Genomic DNA, 15618 nt, shown 5'->3' on the forward strand with positions numbered 1-15618 from the left:
TGTTCGGACAGTGCGGCTCATGGCTGCAATACCGAGGACACCAGCAGTTGTGAATACGGATGCTGCGGGTCATCGAGAATCTGGTCAGTCAGGCCGCTTTCGACCACTTCCGAGCGACGCATGACCATCAGCCGATCAGCCAGCAACCGTGCGACCGCCAGGTCGTGAGTGACGATGACCACGGCCAGGTCCAGCTCTCGAACCAGACCACGCAACAGGTCGAGCAACCGCGCCTGCACCGACACGTCCAGCCCGCCGGTGGGTTCGTCCATGAACACCAGTCTGGGGCTGGACACCAGGTTGCGGGCGATTTGCAGGCGTTGCTGCATGCCGCCGGAAAATGTGCGCGGCAGATCATCAATGCGCAGCGGGTCGATCTCGACCTGGCTCAGCCAATCCAGCGCTGCACTGCGCAATTGCTGATAATTGCGCACGCCCTGGGCCATCAGGCGCTCGCCGATATTGGCTCCGGCAGAGACGCCCATGCGCAAACCGTCACGCGGGTTCTGCTCGACAAAGCCCCACTCGGTACGTAACAAGGTGCGACGTTGCGCCTCACTGGAACTGTACAAATCAAACCAGTTGCCATCCTTGCTTCGATAATCGATGTTGCCGCGATCCGGCGGGCAGCGCCCGCTCAACAGCGACAGCAGCGTGGACTTCCCCGAGCCGGACTCGCCAACGATGCCCAGCACTTCGCCGGGGTACAGATCGAAACTGACGTCCTGACAGCCCTTCTGCACACCGTACAGGCGAGTCAAGCCGCGTACCTTGAGCAGCGGCTGCACAGCGTCAGGAAGGCGCCCGCCCGCCGCGTCCAACGAACGTGCACTGATCATCGGTCGTTCTCCTGCTGCTTGACGCGCTGGGCGCAGTAATCGGTGTCGGAGCAGACAAAGCTCTGCGTCCCGGCATCGTCGAGAATCAGCTCGTCGAGAAAGGACTCATGGCTGCCGCAGATTGCGCAGGACTGCTCCCAGCGCTGCACTTCAAACGGGTGATCTTCAAAGTCCAGACTTACCACCCGGGTAAACGGCGGTACGGCATACAGACGCTTTTCCCGTCCCGCACCAAACAGCATCAGCGCAGGGCTCATGTGCAGCTTGGGGTTGTCGAATTTAGGGATCGGCGACGGGTCCATCACGTAACGCTCATCGACCATCACCGGGTAGGCGTAACTGGTAGCGATGTGGCCGAAGGTAGCGATGTCTTCGTAGAGCTTGACGTGCATGACGCCGTAATCGTCCAGCGCGTGCATGGTGCGGGTCTCGGTTTCCGAAGGCTCGATGAAACGCAGCGGCTCGGGAATCGGCACCTGATAGACCATGATCTGATCGGCGTGCAACGGTGTTTCCGGAATGCGGTGACGGGTCTGGATGACAGTCGCCTCGGGGGTGCGCTCGGTGGTGGCGATACCGGCCGTACGGGCAAAGAAACGCCTGATCGAGACTGCGTTGGTGGTGTCGTCAGCGCCCTGGTCGATGACCTTGAGCACATCATCGGCACCCAGGATCGCAGCGGTCAGCTGCATCCCGCCGGTGCCCCAACCATAAGGCAGCGGCATCTCGCGCCCGCCGAACGGTACCTGATAACCGGGAATCGCTACCGCCTTGAGCAAGGCACGGCGAATCATGCGTTTGGTCTGCTCGTCCAGATACGCGAAGTTGTAGGCGTCATCCCGTGCGGACCTTTGCTCTGCGGTGTTCATCGGTGCATTAGTCATTGGTCGCTCTCCGGTTGCGGTGCGGACTTGCGCAGCTTGCGGATCAACTCCAGCTCGGACTGGAAGTCCACGTAATGCGGCAGCTTGAGGTGCGAGACAAAACCGGCCGCCTCGACGTTGTCGCAATGCGCCAGCACGAACTCTTCCTGCTGGGCCGGCGAGCGGACTTCTTCGTTGAATTCCCCGGCGCGCAACGAGCGGTCCACCAGCGCCATGCCCATTGCCTTGCGCTCTGCGTTGCCGAATGCCAGGCCGTAGCCACGGGTGAACTGCGCAGGTTCGCTGGCCGAGCCGACGAACTGGTTGACCATCTCGCACTCGGTCACTTCGATGTCGCCGATCACAATCGAAAAACCCAGTTCTTCAGGCTCTATCCAGACCTCTACCTCGCCGATGCGGATTTCCCCGGCGAACGGATGGTTGCGGCCGTAACCACGTTGGGTCGAATAACCCAGCGCCAGCAGGAAACCCTCATCGCCACGGGCCAGCGCCTGCAAACGCTGGGCACGACTGGACGGATACTCCAGCGGTTCGCGGGTGATGTCCGCGACGCTCTCGCCATCGTCCACTTCAGGTTTGATCAACCCTTCTTTGGCCAGCAACCCCAGCACTCGCGGGCAGGGTTGCAGCGTTGCATCCGGCGCCACGTCCGGGCCAGGGTGCTCGCCTTCGGCCAGCAAGGTGAAATCCAGCAGGCGGTGGGTGTAGTCAAATGTCGGGCCCAGCAATTGCCCGCCGGGGACGTCCTTGAACGTGGCAGACAAGCGCCGGTTGAGCTGCATGTTCGAGGTGTCGATGGGCACGCTGGCGCAAAAACGCGTCAGCGTCGTTCGGTAGGCGCGCAGCAGAAAGATCGCTTCGATCAAATCCCCCGCCGATTGCTTGATCGCCAGTGCGGCCAGCGGCGGGTCGTACAGCGAACCCTCGCTCATGACTCGCGCAACCGCCAGTGGCAACTGCTGGCGGATCTGCTCGACATCGAGCTCGGCAATGCTTGTATCGCCACGGCGCTTGTTGGCCAACAGGCGGTGGGCGTTATCGATGGCCTGTTCGCCACCCTTCACGGCGACGTACATCAGGCACACTCCTGCACGCGGGTGCTGCGTGGCAAGCCGAGCATCTGGTTGCCCGACACAAAGAACACGTCCAGCCCACAGGGGAAGACATTCCGTGCTTCACGCTCGGTCCAGAACGCTTCGTCCAGCGGCAAGGCCACAGAATTTTGCTGCTCGATGCCGGGACCGCTCCAGGCAAGGGTCTGTCCGCCTTGCAGGCCTGGCAACTGAATCAGCAAGGTGCAGGACTGATCAGGGTAACGGTCGTTGCCGGTATCGAAACCGTGCAGGTCCCCGACAGTCGACGCATCGAGCAACGCGAAACGGGCAGCACTCCGGTCAGTGACAATCGGGCTGCCGCAATGAAAGGCAATATTCGCGCGAATCGCCGGGGTATCAAACTCAGGGGCAAGCCAGAGCGGAGTGTCCAGGTCCAGCAGCGCCAGGCACAAGGCATGAGTGGCACTGTCCAGGCCCTGCAAGGCAGGCGGCTGATGTCTGGTGGGCAGGGTCTGGATCACACCCGGACCGCACAAAGCCTTGAGAGCTATGCGAAAACTGCGCTGGGCATCCAGCACCGGATCGGTGAAGGCAGGTTGCAGAAGGACGGCATTCATCAGTCTTCTCCTCGGACCAGGGTAAAGAATTCCACTTTGGTTGCAGCGGCTTCTGCGTCCTTGCGTGCCCGACGCTCGGCTTGCGCACGCGCCAGGGGCTCGATCAGTTCGGATAGCCACCAGGCCTGTTGCGCGCCTTGCAAATGGGCATCAGCCAGCGCCGCCAGTTCGGCATGGCGCTTGTCGCGTCCGGCCAGGTAGCTGTAACCCGTGCGCCCATCGGCCAGACGGACCACGCAGCGGGTAACGCTCATCTCGCCAAGATTGAACGCCGAACCGGTGCCGCCCATGCGACCACGCACCAGGGTCATGCCGATTTCCGGGGCACGGATTATCTGGTAATCGGTGTCGCGCAACGCCGCCTCGTGACGCTGCAACTGTTCGCGGCTCGGCTCATCGACAAGGGCGCGCGCCAGTACGCCCATCCAGTGCTGCCGCGCGGCCGTTTCAGGGGTTGCTTGCATGGAACACCTCGATGTCAGTCAGTCGTTGGGGTGACGGCGATCTGGTTGAACGCCACCTGATACTGGAAGCGGTCGCAGCGGCTGGCCGAGCGGGAAAGCTCCACCGGCCGCCCCGATCGGTCACACGAAACCGTCAACACCGTCAGCGCCGGCATGTGCCGGGGCATCAGCAGCAGCCCGGCCTCTTCACGGGACGGCAGGCGGGCTCCGATCAGGCTCTGCGCGCGGCTCAGCGGCAACTCGCGCTCAGCCAGATACTGGCGAACCGAGCCACCCTGATAGTCAGCCAGCACATCGCTGTAGCGGGCGCTGTAGCGATGGCAGATCAGGCTCACAGGCTGGCCATCCAGCTTGCGTAACGTCTGCATTTCGATCAGCGGCGCATGCTCGGCCAGCCCCAGATGCCGCGCATCTTCGTGACTGGCGAGGCATTCGCGGCGCAACAGCAGAATCGCTTCCACGCCGATGCCTTGTGCCGACAGTGACTGGCTGTAGGCGCTGTCGGCCTGCATCGGGTAGATCAACGGACGTTCCAGCACTTGCGTGCCCTTGCCCTGGCGTCGCAACACACTGCCCTCACGGACCAGTTCATCGACCGCTCGGCGGATCGTATGGCGGTTGACACAGAAGCGTTCGGCCAACTGAAACTCGGCAGGCAGATAATCGCCGGGCCGATACGAGACCAGCTCATCGCGCAGGGTTTCAGCCAGTTCGAGGTACATCGGCTCAGCTTGTCTAGACAACTGCATGATTAAAAAAAGTGTTCATTGAACACCCCTCTTCTGTCAGATGAATTGCTTGCGCAGGCGCTGCGACATGATGTCGATGACGCTTACCACAACGATGATCACCAGCAGCACGGCGCTGGTCTGGACGAACGCAAAGGCCCGGATATTCTCCCAGAGAATGACCCCGATGCCGCCTGCACCGACCATGCCCACCACGGTCGCCGAGCGCACATTGGATTCGAACCGGTATAAAGCATAGGAGATCCATAGCGGCATAACCTGAGGAATTACACCGTAGATCACTTCCTGTAAAGCACTGGCACCGGTCGCACGTACCCCTTCGACAGGACCAGGCTCTATGGCCTCGACGGCTTCGGCGAACAGCTTGGCTAGCACACCGGTGGTACTGATCCAGAGCGCCAGCACCCCGGCAAACGGCCCAAGCCCGACCGCGACCACAAACAACATCGCAAAAACCATCTCATTGATCGAGCGAAAGGCGTCCATGCAGCGCCGCAATGGCAGGTGAATCCACCACGGCGTGATGTTCTCGGCGCAAAGAACGCCCAGCGGTATCGAACAGACAATCGCCAGCGCCGTACCCCACAGGGCAATCTGGATGGTCACCAGCATTTCCTTGAGGTAGCTGCGCCACTCACGGAAGTCCGGCGGGAAGAAATCGGCGGCGAAGGTCGCCATGTTCGACGAGTCTCGAACCAGCGTCATCGGGTTCATTTCCGCGCCCTGCCAGGCCCAGGCCAGTGCCGCAAGCAACAGCCCCCAACCCAGGTAACGAGACCAGTTGGGCTTGCCCGCAGCCTGGGCATAGGCAACTTGAGTGGTCATGGCGAACTCCTGATAGTGATCGATTGGCTCAACCTGCAGAGCTGTCTGCCGTTTTCTGGTTCAGCTCGGTGATGCGCTCCTGCAACTTGTTCAGGCTGGCGTCGATGTCCTTGAGGCGGGTCGCTTTCTCCTGAGCATCCAGCGTGGTGCTGGCGGCCACCTCAGTACGCTGTTTGAACAGCTCAAGCTGGCGAATAGGCAACAACTGGTCGTCGCTGGACTTGAGGAACTTGCCCATCTGCATGTTCTTCAGGACGGTTTTCTCTTCAGCGGTATTGCCATAATCGGCGAAGAAATCACGGATCTTCGCCTTGTTTTCGTCCGACAGAGCTTTGCTCCAGACAATCGGGTCGGCTGGAATCAGCGGCGACTTCCAGATCACCTTCAATTGCTCGACCTTGTCCGGTTGAGTCACGGCCAGGCGGTCCCAGCTTTCGGTATTGAAGGTCGCGACATCCAGCTGACCTTTGGCAACACTCAGGGCATTGACCTCATGGCTGGAGTTCAAGGTGCGCTTGAAGGCGGTGGAGGCATCCACGTGGTTTTTGGCAAATACGTAATAGCCAGGCACCAGATAACCCGACGTGGAGTTCGGGTCACCGTTGCCGAAGGTCAGACTCTTGGCGTTCTTGAGCATGTCTTCGACGGAGTTGATCGGGCTGTCCTTGCGCACGATCAACAGGCTCCAGTAGCCCGCATCGCCGTTGGCGGCAGACGTCTGGGCAAAGATCTCGCCATTGGAGCGGTCTACCGCTTCCATCGCGGCCTTGTTGCCCAGCCAGGCCACATCGACCTTGTTGAAGCGCATGCCCTGAATCAGACCGGCGTAGTCCGAGGCAAAGGTGGCATTGACCTTCAGACCGGTTTTGCGGCTCATGTCATCGAGAAACGGCTGCGAGATACTTTTCAGGTTCTGCGATGACTCGGTGGACATGATGCCGAAATTGATGGCTTTTTCTTCTGCAGCCTGGACCGTGCCCAACGCGCAGGCGGTCAGCAAGGCGGCAGAGGCGAGAAGACGACCGATACGCTTGAACATGCAGGCTCTCCTGATAAATAGGGTGATGTTGAAAAGCTTCAGACTTTGGCCAGTTCCAGACGCGGCTTCTGCCGAACGCGACGGCTTCGTTCGGTGATCATCAGGCTCGCGTCCGCGTCTGCACCGTAGAGGTCATTGAGGAACTGTTTGCTGAGATCCTGCGCCAGGCCATCAAAATGGATCCGCCCGCCCTTGAGGGCCACGGCACGCGGGCAATAGCGCACCGCGTAATCCACCTGATGCAAGGTGACGACGACGGTCTTGCCATCGCTGCGATTGATGTCGGCAAGAATTTCCATGACCCTGCGGGCCGATTCGGGGTCCAGCGAGGCAATCGGTTCGTCGGCAAGGATCACTTCGGCGCGCTGGGTCAAGGCACGAGCAATCGCCACTCGTTGCTGCTGGCCGCCAGACAGGGTCGAAGCCCGCTGGGTGGAAAGATCTGCCAGCCCTACCCTGTCCAGCGCGGCCATCGCACGCTGTTTTTCCTCGCGATTGAACAGCGCCAGACTGCCGCGCCAGCGCGGCATGCGTCCCAGACAACCGAGCAAAACGTTGTCCAGCACACTGAGGCGATTGACCAGATTGAATTGCTGGAAGATATAGCCGATATCGGCGCGCAGACGTCGCACCTGACCGTTGAGACGACCGGACGACTGAACCTCGCGCCCCAGCACCTGAACCTGACCGCCATTGCTGCGATCACAGCACGCCAGGCCGGCAAGATGGCGCAGCAAGGTTGATTTGCCAGAGCCGGAAGCGCCAATCAGCGCAACCATCTCACCAGGTTGTATAGACAACGCAAGGTCAACCAGCGCACTTTTGTGCGAGAAGGTCTTGTTCAGGCCCTGTACATGAATGGCATCGTTCATGAGGCTTCTCGGTCTGCGCACGACCCGGGACAGGTCGTATTCGGTTGTCAACCAAACTGAACCTTTGTTGTTGCAGCCTCATGAACCGTGAGTGACTAGCTGATAACAGTTTGTCGCAGAAGGTGTTGCAGCGTCACAAAATGCATTACCACGCGGAGCGTGGTAACGATCATCATCGTGGTTTGAGCCCTATTTACAGGCCCATCGGGACCTGTACATCACGATGAGCCCTTCGCTTGGTACAGACAGCTGCCGGATCAGATCCGGAAGCTGCCGACCAGTTGCTGCAAGCGGGCAGCCTGCTCTTCCAGCGAGTTGCAGGCGTCCAGGGTCTGGCGCAGGTTGTCGACGCCCAGCTGGTTGAGGGTGTTGATATGAGTGATGTCGACATTGATCGACTCCACCACCGAGGTCTGCTCCTCCGTTGCTGCGGCCACCGACTGGTTCATGCCGTTGATCTCTTCGATGCGTCGGGTCACGCTGCCCAGGCGCTCGCCAGCGAGATTGGCGATGCCTACGCTGTCCTCGCTCTGACGCTGGCTTTCAGTCATGTTGACCACCGCTTCACGAGCGCCGACCTGCAGCTCTTCAATCATCTTCTGCACTTGTTGCGCCGAATCCTGAGTGCGGTGCGCAAGGTTACGCACCTCGTCAGCCACCACGGCAAACCCGCGCCCGGCTTCACCGGCACGCGCCGCCTCGATGGCCGCGTTGAGCGCCAGCAGGTTGGTCTGCTGGGAAATGCTGGTGATCACTTCGAGAATCTGCCCGATGTTGGCGGTCTTGCCATTCAGGCTTTCGATGTTCACGCACGACTCGCTGATCTTGCCGGACAGCTCGTTCATGGCCTTGATGGTCTGCTGCACAACGTTCTGGCCGTCGCTGGCCAGGCCGCTCGCATCGCTCGACTGCTGCGAGGTGCGCGCAGCATTCTGGGCGATTTCCTGGGCAGCGGCACCCAATTCGTTGATCGCCGCTGCCACGCTTTCAGTGCGGTTGGCCTGCTGGTCGGAGTTGTCCATCGACGCGTTGGAGACCTTGACCACTTGTGTGGCCACCGCCCCCAGTTGCGCGGCAGTCGAGGCCACTTCGCGGATCGAGGTATGGATACGTTCGACAAAATGGTTGAACGATTGCGCCAGGGCACCGAATTCGTCCTGCGATGTGATGGCCAGACGCTTGGTCAAATCGCCCTCGCCATCGGCGATATCACGCATCGCGCGGCCCATCTGATGCAAGGGTTGCATCAACACCCGGATCAACAGGCCCAGCAGCAGGATGATCACCATCACCACAACCACCATCGCAGTGATGGCCGAGGTACGGAACTCGGTCAACATGGCGTAGGCGGAATCCTGCTCCAGTACCAGTGCCACGTACCAGTTGGCCGTCGAGACACCTTGAACGGGCGTGAAGGAAATGATCTCCGGCTTTTTACCGGAGTCGATTTCACTCACCCCGGCAGCAATTTTCGGAGTGTTGGTCGGGTAGGCTTCACTGATGTTCTTGAGCACCAGTTTGCTGTCCGGGTGCACCAGAATCTTGCCGTCGGCACTGACCAGAAACGCATAACCATGGCCATCAAAGTTCAGCGAGTTGATGATCTTGGTGACGTTGTCCAGAGCGATATCAGCACCGGCCACGCCCACGAACTGATTCTGAAACTTGACCGGTGTGGCCATGGTCATGACCAGCTTGCCGGAAGATGCCGCGATGTAGGGTTCGGTCACAATGGTGCCGGGCGCATTCTGTGCCGCCTTGTACCAGCCACGTGCACGCGGATCGTAGTCAGCGGGGCGATTGGCCGACGGCACCGAGAACATCACGCCATCGGTGCTGCCAAAGTAACTCAACTGAAAACTTTCGCTGTAGGCAGGCAGGCCAATGGCGCGCTGCAACTGTGGCAGCTCCTTGCCATCCGCGGCGACTTGCTGCGACATCGATTGCAGCAATTGCATGCGGCTTTCCAGCCAGGTCTGGATGTTCTGCGTGGTGAGCGTACCCAGTTGTTGCAACTCGGACCTGACGCTGGATTTGAGCGACTGACGTTGTCGATAGTCATTGATGACAATGAACACACTGAACGCGACAACCACAATCAATGCGGCGGCGAGAAGAATTTTCTTGCTGAAACCCAGACTTTTCATAGCGGTTACTTCCACGGCAAAAACCAATAAGGACGATCTCTGAATCGCCAATCAAACTTCCAACTGTGCCGTCCTTTTCACGTAACAACCTACAGGCCGTTCAGCAACCGGAGTCGATACACCAGCACCTGCCATGTCGATCATCAGGCAGGTTCAGGTACCGAAACCTTACAGAGACGCTTGTATCGCCATATCGGCCGCGATGGACGAGTCCTTGATTATTTTTTTCAAAGCGTGCTGAGACCTGTCTCCCACAATCGACGGTGAAACGTGCAGAGCCGGAAAAACTGGCTATGGTGAACTCATCCCCGCCGTGCAGAGGATGGTCTTGCCATGCTGAGTATCGAAAAACTTTTTGACGATTTGCACAGTCTCCCGAGCATCCCCAAAGTGGCTCAGGACCTGATGCTGCAATTTGACAACCCTTCCTCGAACCTGGAAAGCATTGCCCGAAACATCGAGAAAGACCCGGTGATTGCTGCCAAGGTGCTGCGCCTTGCCAACTCGGCGCGGTTTCGCGGCTCGCGAGAATCCTCCAGTATCGAAGACGCGGCCATGCGCCTGGGTTTCAACACCCTGCGCACCCTGGTAATGGCCTCGGCAGTGACCGGCGCGTTCAAAGCCGGGCCGAGTTTTGACCTCAAAGGGTTCTGGCTCAAAAGCTTTCAGGTGGCAGGGATCTGCCGAATGCTGGCGAAACAGACGGGTGTCGACCCAGAAATCGCCTTTACCTGCGGGGTCATGCATAACATCGGCGAACTGCTGATCCAGACCGGCGCCCCCGACGTTGCAGAGCGCTTGAACAACGCAGCCAAGGCCGGTACACCGGGGCGTGCAGCCAACGAAACCCTGCAACTGGGTTTCAGCTACCCGGAAGTAGGCGCAGAGCTGGCCAGTCGCTGGCATCTGCCAGAGCTGATCAAACAGGCTATCGCCTATCAGGCAACACCGCTGAAGGCTCCGGCCGACGCACCGCTGCCAAAGATCGTCGCTCAGGCCATCACCATCTCTGATGCACTGGAAGCCCACGGCGGCGCAACTGCGCAAGCGCAGCAGGCCTGCGGCGGGCCATTGATGGAAGGAGTCGATCTGGACGCACTGTTTGCCGGGCTGCCAGCGGTGCTTGAAGCCGACAAGGCGTTCTCCGACCTGTTGAGCTGAGCCGGCACACTCTCCGCGGCTGCAAGAGCGGTCATGGCGTGAGTGCTTCACCCCATGGCCCTCCTCATTTATCTGTATATCCATACAGATAAAACTTGCCCGTAGCGTATTCAACGTTCATCCTTGCAGCCCTTGCACCGGTAATCGACGACGGTAGTCATGCGGCTGTTTCTTTGCGAAAAACCCTCCCAGGCCAAAGACATTGCGGCTGCGCTCGGCGCGACCCGGCGTGGCGACGGCTGCTGGGTGGGCGCCAATGCCACTGTGACCTGGTGCATCGGCCACTTGCTGGAAACCGCCCCGCCCGACGCCTACGATGCGCGTTACAAACGCTGGGTGCTGGAAGACCTGCCCATCATTCCGGAAAAGTGGAAGATGCTCGTCAAGCCGAGAACTGCCAGCCAGTTCAAGGCAGTCAAGCGATTGCTGGGCGAAGCTCAAGAGCTGGTGATAGCCACCGATGCCGACCGCGAAGGCGAGATGATCGCCCGCGAACTGGTCGAACACTGTCGCTATCGCGGGCCGATTCAGCGTTTGTGGCTGTCGGCACTCGATGACGCCTCCATCCGCAAGGCGCTGGCAGCGCTCAAACCCGGTGCCGATACGTTCAGCCTGTATCACTCGGCACTGGGTCGATCCCGTGCCGACTGGCTGATCGGCATGAACATGAGCCGCCTGTTCACCCTGCTGGGTCGCCAGTCGGGTTATCAGGGCGTATTGCCAGTCGGGCGGGTACAAACCCCGACCCTGCGGCTGGTGGTGGACCGTGATCGCAGCATCGCCAACTTCGTACCGGCACCCTACTGGGCCATTGACGTCAGGCTGTTGCACGACAATCAGGCTTTTATCGCCCAATGGCGCGCACCGTCCGACGCCTGCGACGATCAGGACCGCTGCCTGAATCAGCCGCTGGCGCAACAGGCTGCCGAAGCGATGCGCAGTGCGGCCAGCGCACGGCTGGTCAAGCTGCGCACCGAGCGGATTCGCGAAGTTGCCCCGCTGCCTTTCGATCTGGGCACCCTGCAGGAAATCTGCTCGAAAAAGCTCGGGCTTGGGGCGCAGGAAACCCTTGATATAGCTCAGTCGCTGTATGAAACACACAAGGTCATCACGTACCCGCGCAGCGATTGCGGTTACCTGCCGAACAGTCAGCATGGCGAAGCCGCGGGTATCATCGCAGCGCTGTGCAAGGCAGACCCGACGCTGGCCAGCCTGTCGCCACACCTTGACCCGCAACGCCGATCGCGGGCCTGGAATGACGGCAAAGTGACTGCCCACCACGGCATCATTCCCACTGCTGCCGTGCGCGGCGTCGAGCGTCTGACCGGCAAGCCGCGAGCGGTGTACACCCTGATCAGGGCGCGCTATCTGGCGCAGTTCCTGCCCAACCACGAATACGACCGTACCCAGGCCGACTTCGACTGCGCAGGCCATGCGCTGCGGGCGGTCGGCAAACAAATTGTCGAGCCAGGCTGGAAACGTGCCATGCCCGAGGCACTGGCACCGGCCAAGGGTCGCGAAGCGCCTGCGCCGCAGCCGTTGCCGGCATTGTTCCAGGGCTGCGAGTGCGCCGTCGCTGAGGTCATCCTCAAGGACCTCTGGACCCAACCGCCCAAACCTTTTACCGAAGGCGATCTGATCAAGGCCATGAAAAACGTCGCCAAACTGGTGGAAGACCCGCTGCTCAAGCAAAAGCTCAAGGACACAACCGGCATCGGTACCGAAGCCACCCGCGCCGGCATCATTCAGGGCCTGCTGGACCGTGGCTATCTGACCAAACAGGGCAAGGCACTCTGCGCAGCGCCCGCAGCATTCAGCCTGATCGACGCCGTCCCCCGCGCCATCGCCGACCCAGGCACTACAGCGATCTGGGAACAGGCACTCGACATGGTACAGAGCGGCGAAATGAGCCTTGAAGAGTTCGTCGCCAAACAGGCAGCGTGGATGAGCAAACAGGTCAGCCGCTGCGTCGGCATGCGCATGAGCATCAGCGGCCCGGCCAGCCCGGCAGGCGTTGCGCCGCCCTGGAAGAAAAAACGCAAGACCGCGAAGCGCAGCACTGCTACGTCCTCTGCTGCAACGGGCACTGCGGCGAAAAAACCGCGACGTACAGCCAGACCGGCGGCCAGATGACTGGCTCATATACAACCCGATCAGCCATCGCATAGTCGGGTGTTACACACTCAAGCGTTACAAACAGGTGTTACAACATGTCAGACCGAGAGATCATCGTTCCGCCCACCATGCAGCCGATTATGGACCGAGCAGGCTATGCACCCGCAGTCAGAGTCGGCGACACTCTTTACTGCGCCGGTCAGGTGGGGCGCACACGGGAAATGGAAGTCATCCTCAACCCCGAAGCGCAGTTCATCGCCTGCTGGGAAAACCTGCGCACGGTACTGGCTGAGGGCGGCTGCACGTTCGACGATATAGTCGACATGACGACTTATCACGTAGCCATGAGCGAGCACATGGCGGTGTTTCGTGACGTGAAAAACCGTATATTTCCGCGGGGCCAATGTGCATGGACCTGCATCGGCGTTGCCGAGCTGGCGCATCCCGGGCTGCTGCTGGAAATCAAGTGCATCGCGGTCAGGCGCAGCGCCTGACATCGCGATCAGTGGCTTGAGCGCAACGGGATCTCCTGGCGTGATGACTCTGCCTGAGCGCTGCCCAGACCGACCATTTCGTCGTGAGCCACAGCCTGGGTCAGGAACAGCTTTACATCAGATACCGAAGAAAGCACCTTGCGCGCCTCTTCCACCGAGGCAACGTGCAAGGTTTTGCCAGTCGAGTCTTCCACCGGTACAGACTTGCCGTCCAGTTGTGCATGGAGCACATAGGAACCGCCCTCGATGGAGATCAGATCGAGTTCACGAACCTTTTTATCCTTCGCATGTTTTGTCAGATCTTGAATGTTCAAAGTCACACCTCCGGTGGCGTTCTGAAAATCAGCGCCTTGTAGAAGTGGAGCTTTTACCGGCGCGAACGTTCAGTCGTGTTGCATGCCTTATCGACGCAACAGTAACGCTGCCTCACTTGCCCAGCAACAGCGCCGCGTCGAAGCCCATCCGCAAGTTGCCCCAATGACGCCCTTCAAAAAAGAACGGCACATCGATTTCGGTCATGATCTCGCCGGTATCACGCAGGTAGGTCTGCAATAGAAAACGCTGCTGGTTGCCCGCAGCACGCAAGCCTATCGGGTCGGAGAACATGCGCTTGTTGCGGCACACCGGCAAGTCGACGGCACGGTCGCCGGTTGGTTTCAGTGACACCCAGCTGTTGTTGACCGGGCAGTAACCTTTGTTATCCACGATAAAGGTGACCTTGCCGCCCCGGGTGCCCTTGGTGAGTTTGTCGCACTCTTCCTGACAGACTTGTGCGAAGCGTTCTGTGTAACCGGTCATGTACTGCTTGGGGTCGGTGCCAGGAATCAGCTTGTAGCTCTGATCGAACAGATTGACGCCTTGTTTGTGCAGCTCGGCCAGCCGCACCTGCAGGATGTCCCGGCACTGACTCGCGCGGGTAATGGCAGCGTCCAGTTCGCCATGCCCCAGCACGAAACGCCCCAGCAAGGCCTGAACCTTCTCGGCTACACCGGACAGGTCACGGGTGGCGGTAGCAGAGTGCTGCATACGCTGGTCGATAGCCTGGCTGTCGGAGTAAATTCGCGTCACCCGTTCGTTGATGCCTGTGTTGGTGGTTGCGAACTGCTGGATATGCGCAGCGATGTCGGCCAACTTGTCATTGGTGGACTCGAAATCACCGATCATGCTCTCGAAATGGCCGGATGCGCGCTCTACGACCTGTTGGGTTTCGCGGGCGCTGTGGCTGATCTGAATGGTCTGTTCGTGGGTGGAGCTGACCTCCTGAAGCATCGCGTCGATGTTCCGGGAGATATCGTCAGTGGCTTTACTGACGTTCTGCGCCAGGGTGCGCACCTCATCCGCCACCACAGCAAACCCTCGACCGCTTTCACCGGCCCGCGCCGCTTCGATGGCCGCATTGAGCGCGAGCAGGTTGGTCTGCGAGGATATCTGCTGTATGAGCCCGACAATCGACTTGATGCTTGAAGAACGCTCATTCAAGCCGGATACCAGCCCACCGAATTCATTGAGACTGCTGGATATCTGGCTAATGTTTCCAGTCACCTCCAGCAATTCGGCATAAGAGTCACGCGCCATGCTCAGGTTCTGCGCAGTGGTCGTGGAAATGCCCTGCGTCTGCTGCGAGACGTCCTCAATGCTGCCCACCGCCATATTGCTCTGGTCCATCACCTCTCTGGCGAAACGCGCCTGATCGGTCGCGCTGTCGCTGGAATCACTGATGTTTTTCAGCGAGCGTGCCGATTCGACTGCGATCTGCACCGTCAGCGCCTGAATACTGCTGATAACCTCGCGCTGCTTGGCCAGAAAACGATTGCAGGTACTGGCCAGCACTCGAATTTCGTCATGGGTCAATAATGGCAAGTCACGGGACAGGTCGCCCTCGCCGTTGGCGATTTCTTCGAGTGCGTGAGTCATGAACATCACTGGACGCACAATCAAATGGCGGAAGTACCAGACCATGAAACTGACCATGACCAGCGTAAACAGGGTGCTCAGCAGGATTGCGTTGCTGAGGACATCCAGTTGGCCCTGAATTTTGCCCAATTCGGTCGCATCCAGTTGCGTGCCGTGGAGTTGCAGCATGATGTCAGAGCGGATGTTCAGAGCCACCCAGTACAGCAGCGCGCTGAACAGGACCAGCAGAAAAAGGCTCGAGAGCTTTTTGGTCAGTGTGTCGAAAAACTGCTTTTCGACTGACTCGTATAAGGCCTTTAACGTCTGCATGTCGCTGCTCCTGGGGTGAAAAATGATTCATCCACGAAAATTAACGCTTGTCGGTGCCGAAGATTCAATGGCTGAACCGGCCGATACAGGCCTGTGATGCCCCTGCGCGACTCGACCGGGGGTCGAATGCGCCG

At 59.7% G+C, this 15618-nt stretch carries 15 protein-coding genes and 1 pseudogene; 3 read left to right on the forward strand and 13 right to left on the reverse strand.

The window, feature by feature from the left end; genetic code table 11:
• Positions 1-17 precede the first annotated feature (17 nt).
• From phnK to RYB66_RS26460, 11 genes and pseudogenes are all read right to left on the reverse strand, one after another.
• Positions 18-839 carry a phosphonate C-P lyase system protein PhnK gene (phnK, locus tag RYB66_RS00510; protein ID WP_005744244.1) on the reverse strand — a complete coding sequence of 274 codons (822 nt, stop codon included), beginning with the start codon at positions 837-839 and terminating at the stop codon, positions 18-20.
• Complete coding sequence (locus RYB66_RS00515) at positions 836-1708, reverse strand: alpha-D-ribose 1-methylphosphonate 5-phosphate C-P-lyase PhnJ (RefSeq protein WP_162491491.1); 873 nt, start codon at positions 1706-1708, stop codon at positions 836-838. Before RYB66_RS00515 ends, phnK begins: the two co-directional genes overlap by 4 nt.
• 11 nt (positions 1709-1719) lie before the next feature.
• Positions 1720-2799 carry a carbon-phosphorus lyase complex subunit PhnI gene (locus tag RYB66_RS00520; RefSeq protein ID WP_016981356.1) on the reverse strand — a complete coding sequence of 360 codons (1080 nt, stop codon included), beginning with the start codon at positions 2797-2799 and terminating at the stop codon, positions 1720-1722.
• Positions 2799-3395, reverse strand: a complete 597-nt coding sequence (gene phnH, locus RYB66_RS00525; protein ID WP_005744247.1) for a phosphonate C-P lyase system protein PhnH — start codon at positions 3393-3395, stop codon at positions 2799-2801. Before phnH ends, RYB66_RS00520 begins: the two co-directional genes overlap by 1 nt.
• The gene (gene phnG, locus RYB66_RS00530) at positions 3395-3859 is read right to left on the reverse strand and encodes a phosphonate C-P lyase system protein PhnG (RefSeq protein WP_005744248.1); all 465 of its coding nucleotides are present in this window, start codon (positions 3857-3859) and stop codon (positions 3395-3397) included. Before phnG ends, phnH begins: the two co-directional genes overlap by 1 nt.
• A gap of 14 nt (positions 3860-3873) precedes the next feature.
• The gene (gene phnF / locus RYB66_RS00535) at positions 3874-4608 is read right to left on the reverse strand and encodes a phosphonate metabolism transcriptional regulator PhnF (RefSeq protein ID WP_016981355.1); all 735 of its coding nucleotides are present in this window, start codon (positions 4606-4608) and stop codon (positions 3874-3876) included.
• 36 nt (positions 4609-4644) lie between these two features.
• Positions 4645-5433, reverse strand: coding sequence for a phosphonate ABC transporter, permease protein PhnE (gene phnE / locus RYB66_RS00540; protein ID WP_002553872.1), 789 nt, complete (start codon positions 5431-5433; stop codon positions 4645-4647).
• A 28-nt stretch (positions 5434-5461) separates the two neighbouring features.
• Positions 5462-6472 carry a phosphonate ABC transporter substrate-binding protein gene (gene phnD / locus RYB66_RS00545; protein WP_316893532.1) on the reverse strand — a complete coding sequence of 337 codons (1011 nt, stop codon included), beginning with the start codon at positions 6470-6472 and terminating at the stop codon, positions 5462-5464.
• A gap of 38 nt (positions 6473-6510) precedes the next feature.
• On the reverse strand, positions 6511-7344 hold the full coding sequence (gene phnC / locus RYB66_RS00550; RefSeq protein WP_316884500.1) for a phosphonate ABC transporter ATP-binding protein: 834 nt from the start codon (positions 7342-7344) through the stop codon (positions 6511-6513).
• A 257-nt stretch (positions 7345-7601) separates the two neighbouring features.
• Entirely contained in the window at positions 7602-8366 is a 765-nt protein-coding gene (locus RYB66_RS26455) for a methyl-accepting chemotaxis protein (protein ID WP_371321914.1), read from the reverse strand.
• Between the two features lie 93 nt (positions 8367-8459).
• Positions 8460-9491, reverse strand: a pseudogene (locus RYB66_RS26460) (cache domain-containing protein); the annotation flags it as partial.
• Between the two features lie 333 nt (positions 9492-9824).
• Here RYB66_RS26460 and RYB66_RS00560 point away from each other — a divergent pair.
• The 3 genes from RYB66_RS00560 to RYB66_RS00570 all read left to right on the forward strand — a co-directional run bounded on the left by RYB66_RS00560 (position 9825) and on the right by RYB66_RS00570 (position 13261).
• Entirely contained in the window at positions 9825-10652 is an 828-nt protein-coding gene (locus RYB66_RS00560; RefSeq protein ID WP_005744253.1) for an HDOD domain-containing protein, read from the forward strand.
• A gap of 159 nt (positions 10653-10811) precedes the next feature.
• On the forward strand, positions 10812-12785 hold the full coding sequence (locus tag RYB66_RS00565; protein ID WP_005744254.1) for a DNA topoisomerase III: 1974 nt from the start codon (positions 10812-10814) through the stop codon (positions 12783-12785).
• A gap of 77 nt (positions 12786-12862) precedes the next feature.
• Positions 12863-13261 carry a RidA family protein gene (locus tag RYB66_RS00570; protein ID WP_004658073.1) on the forward strand — a complete coding sequence of 133 codons (399 nt, stop codon included), beginning with the start codon at positions 12863-12865 and terminating at the stop codon, positions 13259-13261.
• A gap of 8 nt (positions 13262-13269) precedes the next feature.
• Here RYB66_RS00570 and RYB66_RS00575 read toward each other — a convergent pair whose 3' ends face one another.
• Both RYB66_RS00575 and RYB66_RS00580 read right to left on the reverse strand, forming a co-directional pair.
• Positions 13270-13581, reverse strand: coding sequence for a DUF6482 family protein (locus RYB66_RS00575; protein WP_029240937.1), 312 nt, complete (start codon positions 13579-13581; stop codon positions 13270-13272).
• 106 nt (positions 13582-13687) lie between these two features.
• Positions 13688-15484 (reverse strand): methyl-accepting chemotaxis protein, encoded by a 1797-nt coding sequence (locus RYB66_RS00580; protein ID WP_316893533.1) that lies wholly within the window; start codon positions 15482-15484, stop codon positions 13688-13690.
• Positions 15485-15618: the final 134 nt, after the last annotated feature.

Origin of the sequence: Pseudomonas syringae group sp. 243L2 (assembly GCF_032587875.1) — a bacterium.
In the GTDB taxonomy this organism is placed as follows: Bacteria; Pseudomonadota; Gammaproteobacteria; order Pseudomonadales; family Pseudomonadaceae; genus Aquipseudomonas; species Aquipseudomonas amygdali.